Genomic DNA, 18,138 nt, shown 5'->3' with positions numbered 1-18,138 from the left:
AGCATGGACACATCACTGCGGAACGGACGGCCGCCTCGGCGAGGTGAGTCGACCTCACCCGGATCTGCGGTCGCACCGATGCCGCGCGCCGACGGTGTCGCACTGCCGGTCGAGGTGAGCCGGGAGAGTTCCACGCCCCTGCCCGATCAGCTCGCCCAGGAGATCCGCCGACTCATCGCCTCCGGAACGCTGCGCCCCGGCGAACCGGTGCCCTCGAGCCGGAGGCTGTCGGCGCATCTCGGGATCTCTCGCGGGTCGGTCGAGACCGCCTATACCCAGCTCGGGGTCGAAGGGTTCCTCGTCAGCGCCGAGCGCTCGGCCACGCGGGTCAACCCTGAGCTCTCCGGCACCGGGCACCTCAGCGTTCACCGGCCGGCCACGTCGGAGTCTCCGCGCCGGCGGCTGCGCAACTACGTCGACCTGCGGCCGGGCTTCGGCGGTGACGACCCCCTCCGCGAGCCCGCCTTCCGACGTGCCTGGCGTGAATCGCTCGACACCGATCCCGGGCCGATCGATCCGCTCGGGCAGCCGAGCGCCCGGTGGGCGATCGCGGACTATCTGCGTCTGAGCCGTGGGATGGCCGTCGACCCTGATGATGTGATTCTCACGAGCGGCTCACGCGACGGTCTGCGGCTGCTGCTGACGGTGGGAATCACCGGGGCGATCGCGGTCGAGAACCCCGGCTTCCCGGGCCTGCGACAGGCGATGGCCGATCGCGATCTCGTACCCCTCGACTCCGCGGTCGATCCCACCGCCTCCTCGGATCCTCGTGTGGGTGCCGTGGTCGTCACTCCCAACCACCAGTTCCCCCATGGGACCCCGATGCCGGTCGACGAACGGGTCAGGCTGCTCGAATGGGCGGCACGCAACGACGTCATCGTCATCGAGGACGACTATGACAGCGAAGCCCGCCTGACCCGCACGCTCGTGCCCACGCTCTACGACCTCGCCGAATCCGGCAGCTCGTCGGCGCAGGTCGTGCACATCGGGACGTTCTCGACCCTTCTCACCTCGGCGGTGTCGACCGGGTACCTCGTCGCCCGCGGCAGCATCGGCATCCGACTGATGGAGCTGCGTACGGCGCTCGGTCCTGCGTTCTCCCCGGTGATGCAGACGGCGATCGGCTCGTACCTCAGCTCCGGCGGACTGCGACGACGCATCTCCCGGGGCCGCCGCAGGCTGCGCGCGGCCGAGTCGGTGGTCTCCGGCATCGGTGAGATCCCCGGACTCGTCCACGACGGACGCACACTCGTCATCGAAACCGGCGAGGCGGAGGCGCAGACGCTGCGGACCCAGCTGAGGGAACGCGGCATCCTCGTGGCCTCCCTGGCCGAAGGATGGGCCGGCGCGAACGATGTCCGACACGGCATCGTCATCGCGCATTCGAACGTCGAGGCCGAGGTACTCCGGCAGGCGCTTGAGACGCTGCAGACCCTGTTGAGTAGGCTGGTTCCATGTTGAAGTTCGGGTTCGTCGCCGATGGCGTCTTCAAGCTGCTCGTCGCCGGCGCGATCTGCGTCTTCCTGCCTGCAGTGGAGAGCTTCCTCCTCGCGCCGAGGTGGTTGTCCATCACGGCCGTGGTGCTCCTCTTCCTCAGCGCGGCCACGGAGATCTCCTACGGAGTGCGCAAGGGTGAGAGGAGCCACGCCAGATACCTGGCGCTCTTCGACTCCCTGTGGCTGTTGTCGACGATCGTCGCGGTGGTCCTTGCACTGGAGGACAATCCGGCGGCGGCCTTCGTGTGGTTCGGCTATCTGGGACTCGGCTCCCTGGGCGTCGCCGTGGTCTTCACCACCGGCGCCAACGGCCCCGACTTCGCCGGAGACGAGGCAGACGATCGCGCTCAGTGACCTTCTGAGGGTCATTCCCCTTGCACGGGCTTCTCAGTCCACAGTTCCGTCGTCAACACCGTCTCCCGAGACGGTGTTGACGACGGAACTGTGGATCGAGGGCGAAAGCCTCTCGCTGACGCCTCGTGTCTGCGACCGATCCGACGGGCTGCACAGACTTCGAGTCAGCGGTTGAAGGCGATTGCGGCGCGGTAGCTCTCGGGAATGCCCGCCACGAGGTCGTCGATCTCGACGTCCGGATGCGGTGACTGCGGTGCAGTGCCCGTGCCGATGTAGTCCATCCCGGGGTCGCGGGCCAGTCCGGTGCTCAGCGCTTTGAGGAAGGCTTCTTTGCGCGCCCAGACGCGCACGAACTCTTCGGCCAGGGATTCCTCGGGAAGCTGTTCGAGCTCGGCGCGCTCCTGTGGGTGCAGCAGCTGCATCGCCTCGGCGGCCACGGCGTGCTCGGGAACGGCTTCCAGATCGACTCCCACCGGATCCTCACCTACCGCCACGAGGACCAGGCGCCGGGCGCGGGTGACGGAGAATTCGCATTCGTCGACCCGGGGCTTGCCGGCCGAGTCGAGGCGGATCTCGATCGATGCGGGGTCCTTCTCGAGGTGGGAGCCGAGGACGTGCCGCAACACGACTCGTCCGGCCGACCAGGTCGTCGCGACCTCGGGGTCGAACTCGGCGGCATAGTTGATCTCCTGCTCGGTGAGCACGGAGTCATCGGTGCGGGCCCATTCGGCAACCGCGGCGGTGTCGGCGAGGACGAGGGCGGCAGGGAGCTCAGTGGGCAGAACGGTGAAACTGGGGTGGAACGCCATCGATCAGCGGCCCAGCGCCTTGTCGATCTTCTTGAGCTTGCGGCTGAGAACGAAGATGCGCACAGAGCCGATGATGCCGGCAATGAAGATGCCGCCGATGGCCGCGAAGAGCATGGCGACTCCGAGCGGCAGCTGGAACTGCCAGCCGAAGTACTGGAAGTCGGCGGGAACATTGTTCTGCAGAATGAAGATCAGGAGCAGTACGACGATGACGGCGCCGAGGATGAGGGAGATCCACATCCCCGCCGACATTCCGGACCCGCCCTTGGCTGTGGGCAGCTCGGATTTCCGGCCGGCAGGGGTCGGCTGCTGACCGCCCTGCGTGACCTCGCCACCTCGTGTGGCGCCTCCGCCCTGCGGTTCGACTTCGCGAGTGTCACCGGTCGTCGGAGCGTCCTCACCCAATACGGATTGGGTCTCGGCCAACAGCTCTTCGGGCGTCTGGGATTCGCCACGCGGGTCTTGAGTACTCATGCGCCCCATCATAGTCGCTGATGAGGCGCATGAGTCGGTGGTCCCGGAACGGATCGAACCGAGTCGATCAGACCTTTTCGCTGAGGGTGGCGATGATCTCGTTGAGCGTGGCCGAGGGGCGCATGGCCGCTTCGGTCTTCGCATCGTTGGGGTAGTAGTAGCCGCCCAGGTCGACGGGGCTGCCCTGGATCTCGAGCAGTTCGGCCGTGATCGTGTCGGCCTTCTCCGTGAGTGCCTTCGCCACCGGTGCGATCGCCTCGGCCAGTGCCTCGTCGGAGGTCTGTGCCGCCAGCTCCTGCGCCCAGTAGAGGGTGAGGAAGAAGTGGCTGCCGCGGTTGTCGATCTCGCCAACTTTGCGTGAAGGCGACTTGTTCTCTTCGAGGAACTTGCCAGTGGCCGCATCGAGGGTGTCGGCGAGCACGCCGGCACGCTCGTTGCCGTGGACGTTGAACTCGTGGCGGAAGGATTCGGCCAGGGCGAGGAACTCGCCGAGGGAATCCCAACGCAGGTGGTTCTCTTCGACCAGCTGCTGCACGTGCTTCGGGGCCGAACCGCCGGCACCGGTCTCGAATAGTCCGCCACCGGCGATGAGCGGAACCACGGAGAGCATCTTCGCCGAGGTGCCGAGCTCGAGGATCGGGAACAGGTCGGTGTTGTAGTCACGCAGCACGTTGCCGGTCACCGAGATGGTGTCCTTGCCTTCGCGGATCCGGTCGATCGAGAACTGGGTGGCCTCCACCGGGTTCATGATCCGGATGTCGAGGCCTTCGGTGTCATGATCGCCCAGGTACTGTTCGACCTTCGCCCGGATGTTGCGATCGTGGGCGCGGGTCTCATCGAGCCAGAACACGGCCGGGGTCTCCGACAGGCGGGCCCGTGTGACGGCGAGCTTGACCCAGTCGCGGACCGGGATGTCCTTGGTCTGGCAGGCACGCCAGATGTCACCGGCGGCGACCTCGTGGCTGAGCAGCACCTCGCCGGCGGAGTTGACGACCTCGACGACACCCGCCTCGGCGATCTCGAAGGTCTTGTCGTGGCTGCCGTACTCTTCGGCCTTCTGCGCCATCAGACCGACGTTGGGAACGGTGCCCATCGTCGTCGGGTCGAAGGCGCCCTTGGCGCGGCAGTCCTCGATCACGGTCTGGTAGACCCCGGCATAAGAGGAATCGGGGATGACAGCCAGCGTGTCCTGGGTCTGGTCGTCCTTGTTCCACATCTTGCCGCCGACGCGGATCATCGCCGGCATCGAGGCATCGACGATGACGTCGGAGGGCACGTGGAGGTTGGTGATGCCCTTGTCGGAGTTGACCATGGCCAGGGACGGGCCGTCGGTCAGGCCCTTCTCGATTCCGGCCTTGACTCCGGCGGCGACGTCGGCAGCGAGCTCGTCGAGCCCGCCGATGATGGCGGCCAGGCCGTTGTCGGAGGTCAGTCCCGCCTCGGCGAGGGCCTCACCGTATTCGGCGAAGACCTCGGGGAAGAAGGCCTCGATGACCTTGCCGAAGAGGATGGGGTCGGAGACCTTCATCATCGTGGCCTTGAGGTGGACGGAGAAGAGAACCCCTTCGGCCTTGGCGCGTTCGATCTGAGCCGTGACGAACTCGCCGAGGGCGGCGGCGTCCATCTTCGTGGCATCGACGATCTCTCCGGCGAGCACAGGCAGGGACTCCTTGAGTACCGTGGTCTCTCCGGCGGCAGTGCGCAGGCGGATCTGCAGGGTGTCATCGGCCTCGAGGATCACTGACTTCTCGTTGTCACGGAAGTCGCCTGCCGCCATCGTCGCGACATTGGTCTTCGAATCAGCGGACCAATCGCCCATGGAGTGCGGGTGGGCCTTGGCGAAGTTCTTCACGGCCTCGGGTGCGCGACGATCGGAGTTGCCTTCACGCAGGACCGGGTTGACGGCCGAGCCCTTGACCTTGTCGTAGCGGGAGCGAACGTCCTTCTCCTCGGCGGTGGCAGGCTCCTCCGGGTAGTCGGGGAGATCGTAGCCCTGCGACTGCAGCTCGGCGATCGTGGCCTTGAGCTGGGGCACCGAGGCAGAGATGTTGGGCAGCTTGATGATGTTCGCGTCCGGAGTCTGAGCGAGCTCGCCCAGTTCGGCCAGCGAGTCGGCGACCTGCTGGTTCTCGGGGAGGCGATCGTTGAACTGCGCCAGCACGCGCGCGGCGAGGGAGATGTCTCGGGTCTCGACCTCGACACCCGCCGAGGTGGCGAAGGCTTCGATGATCGGCTTGAGCGAGTACGTCGCCAGAAGCGGCGCTTCATCCGTGCGCGTGTAAATGATTTTAGCCATAGTGATGGACTACTCCGCATCGTCTTGGGGTTTGTCAGCTTCATCTTACCTTTCCTGTGATTTCGGTAGACGGCGGCCTGTGATGAGAGTGCTCACACGCGGGGGCGGAACCGGCAGACGGAACCGGTAGTCTTCTGTGTCGGCACGGACAGTCGCCACGGGCAGTCGGCACGGACAACAGAAAGAGGAGCACGGTGGCCAAACTCTACTTCCGCTACGGGGCGATGAACTCCGGCAAGTCGACCGCGCTGCTCCAGGCCGCCTTCAACTACGAGGAGCGCGGACAGCGGGTGCTGCTGGCCAAACCGGACATCGACACGAAGGGCGCCTCGGAGATCGTCTCCCGCCTCGGCGTCACCCGGGAGGTCGACTTCCTCATCCCACCCGAGGCCGATGTCGAGACCATCTATGCCGAGCACGCCGACTACGTCGACCACGACGCTCTCCTCGAATCCATCGACACTCCGAAGGCTCCCGTGGCCTGCCTGCTCATCGACGAGGCGCAGTTCCTCAGCCCCACACAGGTCGATTCGCTCATGCGCATCGCCACCAACGCCTCGGTGCCGGTGATGTGCTACGGAATTCGCACGGACTTCCGGACCAAGGCCTTCCCCGGATCGGGCCGACTGCTCGAGATCGCCCACACCCTCGAAGAACTCAAGACCATCTGCCGCTGCGGTCGCAAGGCGATGTTCAACGGCCGCCTCGTCGATGGGACCTTCATCTTCGACGGTGATCAGGTCGCCATCGACGGCAATGCGGTGACCTACGAATCGCTGTGCCCGCGCTGTTATCTCGAGTACTCCGGCGGTAGGCTGACCAGTGTTGACTCCTGACCTCGAACGGCACCGTCCACTCGATCACTTCTCCGTTAACGTCACCTGCTAGGAGCCTGCCATGCGTATCTCAGTCCATGCCTTCAACGACAATCCCGGTTCACCCGTCCTCGTGTTCGGCAATGCTCTGGGCACCCGCCTGCCGCTGTGGTCGGCCGTGGCCGCTCGACTCGCCGACGACTATCAGATCTACCTCTCCGACCTGCCCGGGCACACCTTCCCAGCCCCCGCAGCGGGCACCTCGACGACTCCGGCCGCAGCGGCCGCCGGCTCCGAGGCGGGTGCCGGTTTCACGATCTCCGACCTCGCCGCCGGCCTCGTCGACTCCCTGGCCGAGATCGGCGTCGAGAAGTTCGCCTACTGCGGAGTCTCGATCTCCGGAGGCATCGGCCTCACTCTGGCTCTCGAACACCCCGAATCCCTGACCGGACTCATCGCCTGTGCGACCGCGACGAAGTTCGGCACACCCGAATCCTGGGCCGAGCGCATCAAGGACGTCCGCGAGGACGGCACCCGCGGCCTCGTCGACGACACCGCCGACCGCTGGTTCGCCGCGGGCTTCCTCACCGAGGACATCGCCACCGGCCCCCTCATCCTCGCCGATCTCGCCGCGATCGACGACGAGGCCTACATCGCCTGCGCCCAGGCCCTGCAGAGCTACGACCTCGGCGGCGGACTCCACGGCATCAGCGTGCCCACGCTGTTCATGGCCGGATCGCAGGACCCCGGCTGCACTCCCGAGGCCATGTCCGAGATGGCCGGGCAGGTCGAGGGTGCCGAACTCGTCACGGTCCCCGACGCCGCGCACTTGGCGATGGCCGAACACCCGGACATCGTCTTCGACCACATCCACGATTTCCTGGGAGCCCTATGACTCAGCTGTTCGCCCCGATCACCTTCCGCGGCCTCGAGGTCGCCAATCGCATCTGGCTGGCACCGATGTGTCAGTACTCCTGCGAAGCCGAGGACGGCATGCCGGGCACGTGGCACCTCGTCCACCTCGGCGCCCGCGCTCAGGGCGGCTTCGGGCTCATCCTCACCGAGGCCTCGGCCGTCGTCCCGGAGGGGCGCATCTCGCCCCAGGACGCGGGTATCTGGAATGACGATCAGGCCGCAGCCTGGTCCGAGGTCGTCGACTTCGTCCATTCCCAGGGCAGCGCGATCGGCGTGCAGCTGGCCCATGCGGGCCGCAAGGCCAGCACCTACCGTCCCTTCGACGGCAATCCACGGGGCAGCGTCCCCGAGGCCGAGGGCGGTTGGCCGACCCTGGGAGCCAGCGCGATCGCCTATCCGGGATATGCGGAACCGAGCGAGATGACGAGCGAGGACATCGCCGAGGTGGTCGAGGCCTTCGCGGCCGCTGCCGTCCGGGCCGTGGATGCCGGATTCGACCTCGTCGAACTGCACGCCGCCCACGGCTATCTGCTCCATTCGTTCCTGTCCCCGCTGTCCAATGAACGCAGCGACGAATACGGCGGCGATCTGGCCGGTCGCTCACGGCTGCTCGTCGAGACCTATCAGGCAGTGCGCGCTGCGGTGGGGGAGCAGGTTCCGGTGTTCGTCCGGCTTTCTGCCAGCGAATGGCAGGAGGGCGGATTCGACATCGCCGAGGCGGTCGAGGTCTCCCGTGACCTCCACGCCCGCGGTGTCGACCTCGTCGATGTGTCCTCAGGCGGGAACGTTCCCGTCAAGGTGCCCGTGGGACCTGGCTATCAGGTGCCGCTGTCGGCGGCGATCCACGCCGAAGGGGTGCCCACGGGAACGGTCGGACTCATCACGGATCCGGAGCAGGCCGAGACCATCCTCGGCACGGATCAGGCCGACGCGATCTTCCTCGCCAGGGTGGCCCTGCGTGAGCCGTCCTGGCCGCAGCGAGCCGCCCACGATCTCGGTGTGGAGCCGGGACCGTATCCGACGCAGTACACGAGAGGTGCATGGTGAACACGATCGAAACCGAACACGTCGTCATCCGGCAGATCGCCGTCTCCGAGATGGCGAACAACGTCTACCTGATCACCGCCCGCGAATCGGGCTCCCAGGTCCTCATCGACGCCGCTGACGACGCCGAGGCGATCACGGAGCTGGTGGCAGCCGGCGCCGCGGACACCGCGGCCGAGCCGGTCCTGCGTGCGATCATCACGACCCATCAGCATTGGGATCATATTCGGGCGCTGCGGGCCACCTCGGCGAGCTATCCCGATGCGCTGACCATCGCCGGCGCACCGGATGCCGCGGCGATCACGGAGGCCGAAGGCGTGGACATCGCCCATCCGGTCGAGCACCTCGACGTCGGAGACTTCGGCGGCTTCGTGCTCCAGGCGATCGGACTGCGCGGTCACACCCCGGGCTCCATCGCCCTGCTGCTGCGCGATGGGGGAGAGACCATCCTCTTCTCCGGAGATTCGCTGTTCCCCGGCGGACCCGGCAAGACGTGGTCACCCGAGGACTTCACCTCGCTCATGGACGATCTTGAGGAACGCGTCTTCGCGCAGCTGCCCGATGAGACCCAGGTGCTCCCGGGGCACGGAGACGCCACGACTCTCGGCACCGAACGTCCGAAGCTGGGGGAGTGGCGCGAGCGCGGCTGGTGATCAGCTGGGCAGGGCGGTGAATCCGAACACTGCCCAGACGATCGCGACGATCAGCGCGATGATAATGGCGAGATTCCACCGCTCCGTGATCGTCCGCTCGCCGCGGGGATTGGCCAGCTCCGCATCGCTCAGAGCGGCATAGCGGTCGAGGACGGTGTCCACAGCGGGGCTGGGATTGTCCATGAGACTGCGGATGCCGCGCTCGTCCTTCTCCATCTTCTTGCCCTTGCCCGCCAACGGCCAGGACGAGTAAGTCTTCTCATGCGTGCGCACCGACAACCCGAAGTGGGTGTCCAAGCCGTCGACGAGGTTCCAGGGGACTGCGATCGTCTTGAGCGGATTGACCAGGCCGATCTGCTGTTGTCCGAGTTCGACCCGCGGGAATCGGTAGAGCACGAAGACGAGCGTCAGCACGGCGACCGGAATCCCTGCCACGGCCAGGCCGCGCATGGTGAAGTCCCCGAGCACGATCGACCCGAGGCCGAGCACGCAGATGGCGGCGATGACGATGAAGAGCACCGTCGAACTCGTCGTCCGCACAATCGTCGGCTGAATTTCGTCTGAGTTGCGACCCATCTCACTGTTTACCACCTGAACATCCTATCCATTGAGACTTCAGGTTTCTTGTATGTTTCCTTGGTTTCGAAACGGTAACGATTCCTAAGGATGCTCAATATGTGGACTCTGTCACAGTGGCGAGTGGATTAGCTTTGATGCATTCCATGTGAAAAACATGAACGCGGTCACATGCCCGATCAGGGCACGAATGACCGGAGAGCATCCCGGACTTGGGATGCAAGCACGAGGGTGACTCGCCCTACGACAACAAGGAGAGAACGTGAAAAAGCGCTTCCTCGCAGCCGGAGCCTCAGTTGCCGCAGCAGCAATGGTGCTCACTGCCTGCACACCCCCCGGCGGCGGCGATGACGAGCAGTCATCCGATAACTCGGCTGTGAACATCGGTTGGAACGAATCCTTCCGCTCGATGAACACCCTGACCGCGAACGGCAATGCCGTCTCCAACGCCATTCTCACCTACATGATGAATGACAACTTCGGCTACTACGACGGCGACCTCGAAGTTCAGGACGGCGCACTCGGCAAGGTCGAGCAGGTCTCCGAGGATCCCCTCAAGGTCAAGTACACCTTCAACGACGATGCCAAATGGTCTGACGGCACCCCCGTCGACGCGGCCGACCTCGCCTTGACCTGGGCAGGCACATCGTCGAACTTCAACACCGTCGAGTCGAACAACGATGACGAAGGTGCTGTCAAGGAGAACGACGAGAAGACCGTCTACTTCGACTCCTCGACCGCCGGCTCCGCCCTCATCAAGGACTTCCCGGAGATCTCCGATGACGGCAAGGAGATCACCCTCGAATACTCCAAGCCCTATGCCGACTGGCAGACCGAGTTCGGCACCGGTGCCGACGGCGTCGGTGTGCCCGCGCACATCGTGGCGAAGAAGGCCCTCGGGGTCGACGACGCTGCCGAAGGTAAGCAGGCGATCCTCGACGCGATCAAGGACAAGGACACCGAAAAGCTCTCGAAGATCTCGAACACCTGGAACACCGGGTTCGACTTCACCTCGATGCCCGAGGATGAGGATCTGCTCGTCCATAGCGGACCGTACAAGATGACGAAGTTCGAAGAGGGGCAGTACGTCACCCTCGAACTCGACGACAACTACTCCGGTTCCGTCAAGCCCAAGGTCCAGACCGTGACCGTGCGCTACAACGGCGACCCGATGGCGATGATCCAGGCAGTCGAGAACGGTGAGGTCGACATGACTCAGCCGCAGGCGACCGCTGACGTGCTCTCCGCCGCCGAAGACCTCGACGGTGTCACCGTCGACTCGGCCGACGGCGCTACCTACGAGCATGTGGACTTCACGTTCGACAACAAGGGTCCCTTCGACCCCGAGGCGAACGGCGGCGATGAGGAGAAGGCGAAGAAGGTCCGCCAGGCCTTCCTCAAGACTCTGCCGCGTGAGGACATCGTCGAGAAGATCATCAAGCCGCTCAACGATCAGGCCGTCACCCGCGATTCCTACTCGCAGGTTCCCGGATCGCCGATGTACGACGCGATCACCGGAGCCAACGGGGTCGTCGATGCGACCACTGTCGACGTCGACGCCGCGAAGAAGCTGCTCGAAGAGGCCGGGGCCGACGCTCCGACCGTGCGTGTGATGTACGACAACACGAACGCCCGCCGCCAGCAGGAGTTCCAGCTGATCAAGGAATCGGCAGAGAAGGCCGGCTTCAAGATCGAAGACGTCGGAGACGTCAACTGGGGCACCCGCCTCGGTGACGGCACCTACGATGTCTCGCTCTTCGGCTGGCAGTCCGAGGGCACCGGCGTGACCGAGAACGATGCGAACTTCCGCACCGGAGCTCAGAACAACTACGGCGGTTACTCCAACCCGGATATGGACAAGCTGCTCGACGAGCTGCTCGTGTCCAAGGAGGACGAGCACGAAGAGCTGCTCACGGACATGGAGAAGATGCTCAGCGAGGATGCCTTCGGTGCTCCGATCTTCCAGTTCCCCGAGCTGACGATCTACCGTGACAAAGTCAAGAATGTGAAGTCGACAGCTGTGTCGCCGACGATGTTCTGGAACTACTGGGAGTGGGAGACGAACTGACACCTCCTCGATGAGGTCGGTTCTTCTCCACGCTCAAGCCGCTGTGGGGATCACTGTGTGGTCCCCACAGCGGCGTCTTCGGAAGTTTGAAACGGACACACCACTATGATCAGATTCATCCTCAGACGACTCCTCTCGACAGCACTCGTGCTCCTCGTCGTCACCTTCGTTCTCTATCTCCTCCTCAACGTCGCCCTCGACTTCTTCTGGGATCTCCGCGCGAGCACCTCCCCGAACATCGCGGCCCTCTATGAATCCCGGACCAGACTCCTCGACCTCGACACGCCCGCGGTCGTCCGCTACTTCAAGTGGCTCGCCGGCGTCGGCGGATGCGTGGTCGGCCAGTGTGATCTCGGCATCGCGTGGAAATCAGGGCAGGAAGTCACCGACCAGCTGCAGGGCGCGATCGTCAACACGATCAAGCTCATCACCGCCTCGACGATCGTCGCCATCATCCTGGGCATCGCCGTGGGTATGATCTCCGCGATCCGCCAGTACTCGGGCTTCGACTACTTCATCACCTTCGTCTCGTTCCTGCTCTACTCGCTGCCCGTGTTCTGGGTCGCGGTGCTGCTCAAGCAGTACGGGGCAATCGAGATCAACAACTTCATCAACGATCCGACCCTGAGCAGTTGGGTGCCGATCATCCTCGTCTGTCTCGCCATGGGACTGTTCTGGATGGGTGCCTTGGGCGGTGGGGCGAAACGCCGCCTCATCACCTTCTTGGCCGCATCGATCATCACCTTCGCGACGATCTATTACATTCTCGCCAGCGGCTGGCTGCAGCAGCCGAGCATCGGCATCGTCGGAATCATCGTCATCGGCGCCGGCGCGGCCGTCGTCATGACCTTCCTGTCCACGGGGCTGAAGAACAAGCGGGTCCTCTACGCGACTCTGTCGATCGCCGTCATCGGTGCCCTGCTGTACATGCCGCTGCAGTACCTCTTCTACTACGTGGAGATGAATTGGCTGTGGATGTTCGGACTGCTCATCGTCGCCATCGGCGTCGCCGTTGCGGTCGGTCTCGCCTTCCGCGGTCCAGATCCCTGGGACACTGTGCGCACGACGAGCTTCACGGCCATCATCATCGCGTTTCTCATCTTCGCGGACCGGGTGCTCCAGGGATGGACCGAGTATTCGAACGACCCGGCGATCAACAATCGTCCGATCGCGACGATCGGTGCCTCGGCCCCGAACATGGATGGAGACTTCTGGCTGACGAACCTCGATTCATTCACCCACCTGCTGCTGCCCTCGATCGCACTGATCCTCATCTCCTTCGCCTCGTACACCCGCTACACTCGCGGATCGATGCTCGAGGTGATGGGACAGGACTACATTCGCACGGCGCGGGCCAAAGGCCTGAACGAACGCACCGTGATCATGCGCCATGCCCTGCGCAATGCGCTGCTGCCTCTGGCGTCGATCATCCCGGTCGACATCATCACGATGATCGGCGGTGCCGTGATCACAGAGACGATCTTCGGCTGGAACGGCATGGGCAAGCTCTTCATCGATTCGATGCGGCAGTCCGAACTCGATCCGATCATGGCCTACATCCTCATCACAGGCCTGCTCGCCATCATCGCCAACCTGGTCGCGGACTTCCTCTACGCCGTCCTCGACCCGAGAATCCGAGTGAACGCATGAGTACCAACTACGACAATCAGAATTCCGCCGATCTCGCCGAGGTCGGAGACAATGCGATCGAAGCCAAGGAGACCGAAGGTCTGTCACAGGGCAGGATCGTCTTCCAGAAGTTCCTCCGCCACAAAGGCGCGATGATCAGCATCGGCGTCCTCGCCATCGTGGCGCTCTTCGCCTTCACCGCGCTGGGTGTCGGCGCGATCCCCGGCTGGTGGCAGTTCACCCACACGGCTTCGGGGCCCGTCGTCAATCCCGGCGGAGCACCGACGTGGTCGCTGTCGAACATCTTCTCTCCCGGTCAGCACCCGTTCGGACAGGACGAGATCGGCCGCGATAACTTCGCCCGGGTGATGAAGGGGACGCAGATCTCGCTCGTCGTCATGGTGATCATCGGGGCGGTCTGCCTCGTCATCGGAACGGTCGTCGGTGCGCTGGCCGGCTATTACCGCGGCTGGATCGACTCGGTGCTCATGCGCATCACCGATGCCTTCGTCATCCTCCCGGTCATCGTCGTCGGTTCGATCCTCGGCGTTCTCGTCGGCGGCGCAAGCGGACCGATGCTCGGCCTCGCCCTCGGTGCGATTCTGTGGGTCGGTCTGGCACGTCTGGTGCGAGGTGACTTCCTGTCGCTGCGCGAACGCGAGTTCGTCGACTCGGCACGGGTCGCCGGGGCCAGCGACTTCCGCATCATGTTCAAGCACATGTTGCCCAACGCGATGGGCGTGATCATCGTCAACACCACGCTGATCATGAGCCAGGCGATCGTGCTCGAGGCCTCCCTGAGCTACCTCGGTTTCGGTATCCAGCCTCCGGGAATCTCCTTGGGCCAGCTGATCAGCGAGTACCAGACCTCCTTCGCCACCCGCCCGTGGCTGTTCTGGTGGCCCGGTCTGTTCATCATCGTCATCGCTCTGTGTGTGAACTTCATCGGCGACGGTCTGCGCGATGCCTTCGACCCGCGTATGAAGACGATCCCGAGCTGGAGGAAGATGAAGAAAGCCGAACGCATGGCGCAGAAAGGAGCGAAGCGATGACCGCACAGTCAGAGTCTCAGACACCGGTTGAAAAGGGCACACCGATCCTTGACGTCAACGACCTCGGCGTCAGCTTCTGGGTCAGCGACGAATGGTGGACGGCCGCAGAAGGCCTCAATTACACGGTCAACGCGGGCGAGGTGCTTGCCATCGTCGGCGAGTCCGGATCCGGAAAGTCACAGTCGAGCATGTCCCTGCTCGGACTGCTGCCGAGCAACGGTCGGGCCACAGGCTCGGCGAAGCTCAACGGAACCGAACTCATCGGCATGCCGCAGGAGCGGATGCAGCGCATCCGCGGCAATGAGATCTCCGTGATCTTCCAGGAGCCGATGACCGCTCTCAATCCGGTCTACACCGCCGGGTACCAGATCGTGGAGACGCTGCGCGTCCACCTAGACATCGGCCCGACGGAGGCAAAAGAGCGGGCTCTCGAGCTCATGCGCCTCGTGGAGATGCCCGATCCGGAGGACCGCTTCCACTCGTTCCCGCACCAGCTCTCTGGCGGTCAGCGTCAGCGCATCATGATCGCGCAGGCCTTGGCCTGCCAGCCGAAGCTGCTCATCGCCGATGAGCCGACCACGGCGCTCGACGTCACGGTGCAGGCCGAGATCCTCAAGCTCATGCGTGAACTCAAGTCGAAGCTCGACGCCGGCATCATCCTCATCACACATGACATGGGCGTAGTCGCCGATATGGCCGACCGCATCATTGTGATGAGGGCCGGTCGCGTGGTGGAGGCGGGTTCAGCCGACGAGATCTTCTATGCACCGCAGCATCCGTACACGAAGCAGCTCCTCGAAGCTGTGCCGCACCTTGGAGCCGGGGCAGACGGTGCAGTGTTCGGCTCGAATCTCGACGCTGTCGAATCTATCTCCTCCGCACATCGTGAGGAAGAAGAGATCGATCCGCATATCGACGGATCTCGTGATTCTCTGGACTCGACGCACGCCGGCTCCGCGACCGTGGTAGAGGGAGGCGGGAGCCGGACTGACGATCTGGACACCGAATCGCGTGAGATCGCCGAGCGTGGGAAGGTTGATCATCAGATCGAGATGGACTCCACGGAGACCTACTACCACCCCGGATCCCAGGCCGACTTCTCACAGCCTTCGGCCCTGCAGCTGCGGGACGCGGCCATCGAGTATCCGGCGATCGGCCGGAAGAAGGCCTTCCGCGCCGCCCACCACATCAACCTCATGGTCAGCCCCGGCGAGGTCGTGGGGCTGGTCGGTGAGTCCGGTTCGGGTAAGACCACGATCGGGCGCGCCGCACTCGGCCTGCTGCCGACCGTCGAGGGCGATATGGTCGTCAACGGCAAGAGCATCAAGGGCCTGAGCAACAAGCAGATGAGGCCTCTGCGCAAGGAGGTCGGGATCGTGTTCCAGGATCCCGGCTCCTCGCTCAACCCGAGGCTGCCCGTCGGTGAGTCGATCGGCGAACCGCTCTATCTCCACGAGGGGATGAAGGGGCCGGCCCTGAGCAAACGGGTCGAGGACCTGTTGTCCGCGGTGGAGCTGCCGACCTCGATGCGCAACCGCTACCCGCACGAACTCTCGGGCGGGCAACGGCAGAGGATCGGCATCGCCCGAGCACTGACGCTGCGTCCGAAGCTGCTCATCGCCGATGAGCCGACATCGGCGCTCGACGTCTCCGTGCAGGCGAAGGTCCTCGACCTCTTCGAAGGGCTGCAGAAGGAGTACGGATTCGCGTGCCTCTTCATCAGTCACGACCTCGCCGTGATCGAGCGCATCGCCTCGCGCATCGCGGTGATGCGGCACGGCTACCTCGTCGAGATCGGCAAGAGCTCGCAGGTCGTGGCCAACCCGGTTCACCCGTACACGCAGCGCCTGCTCTCCGCGGTTCCGGTCCCGGACCCGAAGGAGCAGCGCAAGCGACGTGAAGCCAGGGACGCCGTCCTCGAGGCCACTGCGAACGCCTGAGAACCCACTTGTACGGCCACCTGCACGTGAACACGCGCGGGTGGCCGTATAATTGTCTGTTGGGTCCCCACCGGGCCACTCTCTCTATTTCATAAGGTATTTGATGACTGAAGCCATCACGCGTCGTGAGAATCGCCGCAACGTCGCAATCGTCGCCCACGTCGACCACGGCAAGACCACCCTGGTCGATGCCATGCTCCGCCAGACCGGTGTGTTCAGCGAACACGGTGATTTTGCTGAACGCGTCATGGACTCCGGAGACCTCGAACGCGAGAAGGGCATCACCATTCTCGCGAAGAACACCTCCGTTCTCTACAACGGCCCCTCGGCCGGTGACGAACCGATCGTCATCAACGTCATCGACACCCCCGGACACGCCGATTTCGGCGGCGAGGTCGAGCGCGGCCTGTCCATGGTCGACGGAGTCGTGCTGCTCGTCGACGCCTCGGAAGGCCCGTTGCCGCAGACGCGCTTCGTGCTCCGCAAGGCTCTGGCCGCGAAGCTGCCCGTCATTCTGCTCATCAATAAGACCGACCGCGCCGATGCGCGCATCGACGGAGTCATCGAGGAATCTCAGGACCTGCTGCTGGGTCTGGCTGCAGACCTCGCCGACGAAGTTCCGGACCTCGATGTCGACTCCGTGCTCGATGTCCCCACCGTCTTCGCCGCCGCCAAGGTCGGCGCCGCCTCCCTCGAGCAGCCGGCCGACGGAGAAGCGCCGTCGAACCCGGACCTCGAGCCGCTGTTCAAGACGATCCTCGAGACCATTCCGGCTCCGGAGATCAACGAGGACGACATCCTCCAGGCGCATGTCACCAACCTCGACGCCTCGCCGTTCCTCGGCCGTCTCGCGCTGCTGCGCATCTTCGGCGGCACGCTGAAGAAGGGCCAGCAGGTCGCATGGGCACGTGGGGACGACATCAGCTCGGTCAAGATCACCGAACTCCTCGAGACCCAGGGCCTCGACCGGGTTCCGGCCACCGAGGCCTCGGCCGGTGACATCGTCGCCGTGGCCGGTATTCCCGACATCATGATCGGTGACACCCTCACCGACATCAACAACCCGAAGCCGATGCCGGCGATCATCATCGACGATCCTGCGATCTCGATGACCATCGGCATCAACACCTCGCCGCTGGCCGGTCGCGAGAAGGGCACCAAGGTCACCGCACGGATGGTCAAGGACCGTCTCGATCAGGAGCTCGTCGGCAACGTCTCGCTCAAGGTTCTGCCCACCGAGCGTCCCGACGCCTGGGAGGTCCAGGGCCGCGGTGAGCTCGCACTGGCCATCCTCGTCGAGCAGATGCGTCGTGAAGGCTTCGAGCTCACGGTCGGCAAGCCTCAGGTCGTGACCAAGCAGGTCGATGGCAAGGTCCACGAGCCCTTCGAAGAGCTCACGATCGACGTTCCGGAGGACTACCTCGGCGCCGTCACCCAGCTCATGGCCAGCCGCAAGGGCGTCATGTCGACCATGACGAACCACGGCACCGGTTGGGTCCGGATGGAGTTCCGCGTCCCGGCTCGCGGTCTCATCGGGTTCCGCACCCGGTTCCTCACCGAGACCCGCGGCACCGGCATTGCGAACTCGTTCTCTGCCGGCTACGGCCCTTGGGCCGGGAACATCGAGTTCCGGACCAACGGTTCCCTCGTGGCCGACCGGGCAGGAGCTGTGACTCCCTACGCGATGATCAATCTGCAGGAACGCGGCACCTTCTTCGTGCAGCCGACCTCCGAGGTCTACACCGGCCAGATCGTCGGCGAGAACTCTCGCGCCGACGACATGGACGTCAACATCACGAAGGAGAAGAAGCTGACGAACATGCGTTCGGCCTCGGCTGACTCCTTCGAGAACCTCGTCCCGCCGCGCAAGCTCACCCTCGAGGAGAGCCTCGAGTTCGCCCGCGAGGACGAATGCGTCGAGGTGACCCCTGGCACGGTGCGCATCCGCAAGCTCGAGCTCGACCCGAAGGAACGGGCGAAGACCTACGCGAAGCTGCGTCGCCAGAACGCCTGATCG

General features: G+C 64.5%; 15 protein-coding genes. 11 read left to right on the top strand and 4 right to left on the bottom strand.

All coding sequences use genetic code 11. The annotated features are described in order from the left end of the window. Nucleotides 1-3: 3 nt before the first annotated feature. Nucleotides 4-1,461 (top strand): PLP-dependent aminotransferase family protein, encoded by a 1,458-nt coding sequence (locus ACH82I_RS03355; RefSeq protein ID WP_230743738.1) that lies wholly within the window; start codon nt 4-6, stop codon nt 1,459-1,461. Further along, the gene (locus tag ACH82I_RS03350; RefSeq protein WP_230743739.1) at nt 1,455-1,850 is read left to right on the top strand and encodes a hypothetical protein; all 396 of its coding nucleotides are present in this window, start codon (nt 1,455-1,457) and stop codon (nt 1,848-1,850) included. Before ACH82I_RS03355 ends, ACH82I_RS03350 begins: the two co-directional genes overlap by 7 nt. A gap of 164 nt (nt 1,851-2,014) precedes the next feature. Here ACH82I_RS03350 and ACH82I_RS03345 read toward each other — a convergent pair whose 3' ends face one another. The 3 genes from ACH82I_RS03345 to ACH82I_RS03335 all read right to left on the bottom strand — a co-directional run bounded on the left by ACH82I_RS03345 (nt 2,015) and on the right by ACH82I_RS03335 (nt 5,429). Then, nucleotides 2,015-2,659 carry a 4'-phosphopantetheinyl transferase family protein gene (locus tag ACH82I_RS03345; RefSeq protein ID WP_413335468.1) on the bottom strand — a complete coding sequence of 215 codons (645 nt, stop codon included), beginning with the start codon at nt 2,657-2,659 and terminating at the stop codon, nt 2,015-2,017. Nucleotides 2,660-2,662: 3 nt separating this feature from the next. Further along, entirely contained in the window at nt 2,663-3,133 is a 471-nt protein-coding gene (locus tag ACH82I_RS03340; RefSeq protein ID WP_230743741.1) for a lipopolysaccharide assembly LapA domain-containing protein, read from the bottom strand. A gap of 67 nt (nt 3,134-3,200) precedes the next feature. After that, the gene (locus tag ACH82I_RS03335; protein ID WP_413335466.1) at nt 3,201-5,429 is read right to left on the bottom strand and encodes an NADP-dependent isocitrate dehydrogenase; all 2,229 of its coding nucleotides are present in this window, start codon (nt 5,427-5,429) and stop codon (nt 3,201-3,203) included. Between the two features lie 194 nt (nt 5,430-5,623). On the opposite strand from ACH82I_RS03335, the gene ACH82I_RS03330 reads away from it, so the two are divergent. The 4 genes from ACH82I_RS03330 to ACH82I_RS03315 all read left to right on the top strand — a co-directional run bounded on the left by ACH82I_RS03330 (nt 5,624) and on the right by ACH82I_RS03315 (nt 8,856). Continuing rightward, a complete protein-coding gene (locus ACH82I_RS03330) occupies nt 5,624-6,265 on the top strand; it encodes a thymidine kinase (RefSeq protein WP_230743743.1) in 642 nt (213 codons plus the stop codon). Nucleotides 6,266-6,326: 61 nt separating this feature from the next. Next, nucleotides 6,327-7,139: an alpha/beta fold hydrolase gene (locus ACH82I_RS03325; protein WP_230743744.1), complete on the top strand. Its 813-nt coding sequence runs from the start codon at nt 6,327-6,329 to the stop codon at nt 7,137-7,139. Continuing rightward, nucleotides 7,136-8,206 carry an NADH:flavin oxidoreductase/NADH oxidase gene (locus tag ACH82I_RS03320; RefSeq protein WP_413335463.1) on the top strand — a complete coding sequence of 357 codons (1,071 nt, stop codon included), beginning with the start codon at nt 7,136-7,138 and terminating at the stop codon, nt 8,204-8,206. The genes ACH82I_RS03325 and ACH82I_RS03320 overlap by 4 nt, the downstream gene beginning before the upstream one ends. Next, nucleotides 8,200-8,856, top strand: a complete 657-nt coding sequence (locus ACH82I_RS03315) for an MBL fold metallo-hydrolase (RefSeq protein WP_413335462.1) — start codon at nt 8,200-8,202, stop codon at nt 8,854-8,856. Before ACH82I_RS03320 ends, ACH82I_RS03315 begins: the two co-directional genes overlap by 7 nt. Here ACH82I_RS03315 and ACH82I_RS03310 read toward each other — a convergent pair whose 3' ends face one another. Continuing rightward, nucleotides 8,857-9,432: a hypothetical protein gene (locus tag ACH82I_RS03310; protein ID WP_269067086.1), complete on the bottom strand. Its 576-nt coding sequence runs from the start codon at nt 9,430-9,432 to the stop codon at nt 8,857-8,859. It abuts the gene before it with no gap. 262 nt (nt 9,433-9,694) lie between these two features. Here ACH82I_RS03310 and ACH82I_RS03305 point away from each other — a divergent pair, with 262 nt between their 5' ends. From ACH82I_RS03305 to typA, 5 genes are all read left to right on the top strand, one after another. Next, entirely contained in the window at nt 9,695-11,500 is a 1,806-nt protein-coding gene (locus tag ACH82I_RS03305) for an ABC transporter family substrate-binding protein (protein WP_413335460.1), read from the top strand. Nucleotides 11,501-11,605: 105 nt separating this feature from the next. Beyond that, complete coding sequence (locus tag ACH82I_RS03300) at nt 11,606-13,150, top strand: ABC transporter permease (protein WP_413335458.1); 1,545 nt, start codon at nt 11,606-11,608, stop codon at nt 13,148-13,150. Next, on the top strand, nt 13,147-14,181 hold the full coding sequence (locus ACH82I_RS03295; protein ID WP_413335456.1) for an ABC transporter permease: 1,035 nt from the start codon (nt 13,147-13,149) through the stop codon (nt 14,179-14,181). Before ACH82I_RS03300 ends, ACH82I_RS03295 begins: the two co-directional genes overlap by 4 nt. Next, nucleotides 14,178-16,121: an ABC transporter ATP-binding protein gene (locus tag ACH82I_RS03290; RefSeq protein WP_230743751.1), complete on the top strand. Its 1,944-nt coding sequence runs from the start codon at nt 14,178-14,180 to the stop codon at nt 16,119-16,121. The genes ACH82I_RS03295 and ACH82I_RS03290 overlap by 4 nt, the downstream gene beginning before the upstream one ends. Before the next feature lie 103 nt (nt 16,122-16,224). Further along, complete coding sequence (typA, locus tag ACH82I_RS03285; protein WP_413335453.1) at nt 16,225-18,135, top strand: translational GTPase TypA; 1,911 nt, start codon at nt 16,225-16,227, stop codon at nt 18,133-18,135. Nucleotides 18,136-18,138: the final 3 nt, after the last annotated feature.

Origin of the sequence: Brevibacterium sp. GP-SGM9 (assembly GCF_047300845.1) — a bacterium.
Lineage (GTDB): Bacteria > Actinomycetota > Actinomycetes > Actinomycetales > Brevibacteriaceae > Brevibacterium.
The sequence above is the reverse complement of the archived record's forward strand: the minus strand, read 5'-3'. Positions and strand labels throughout refer to the sequence as shown.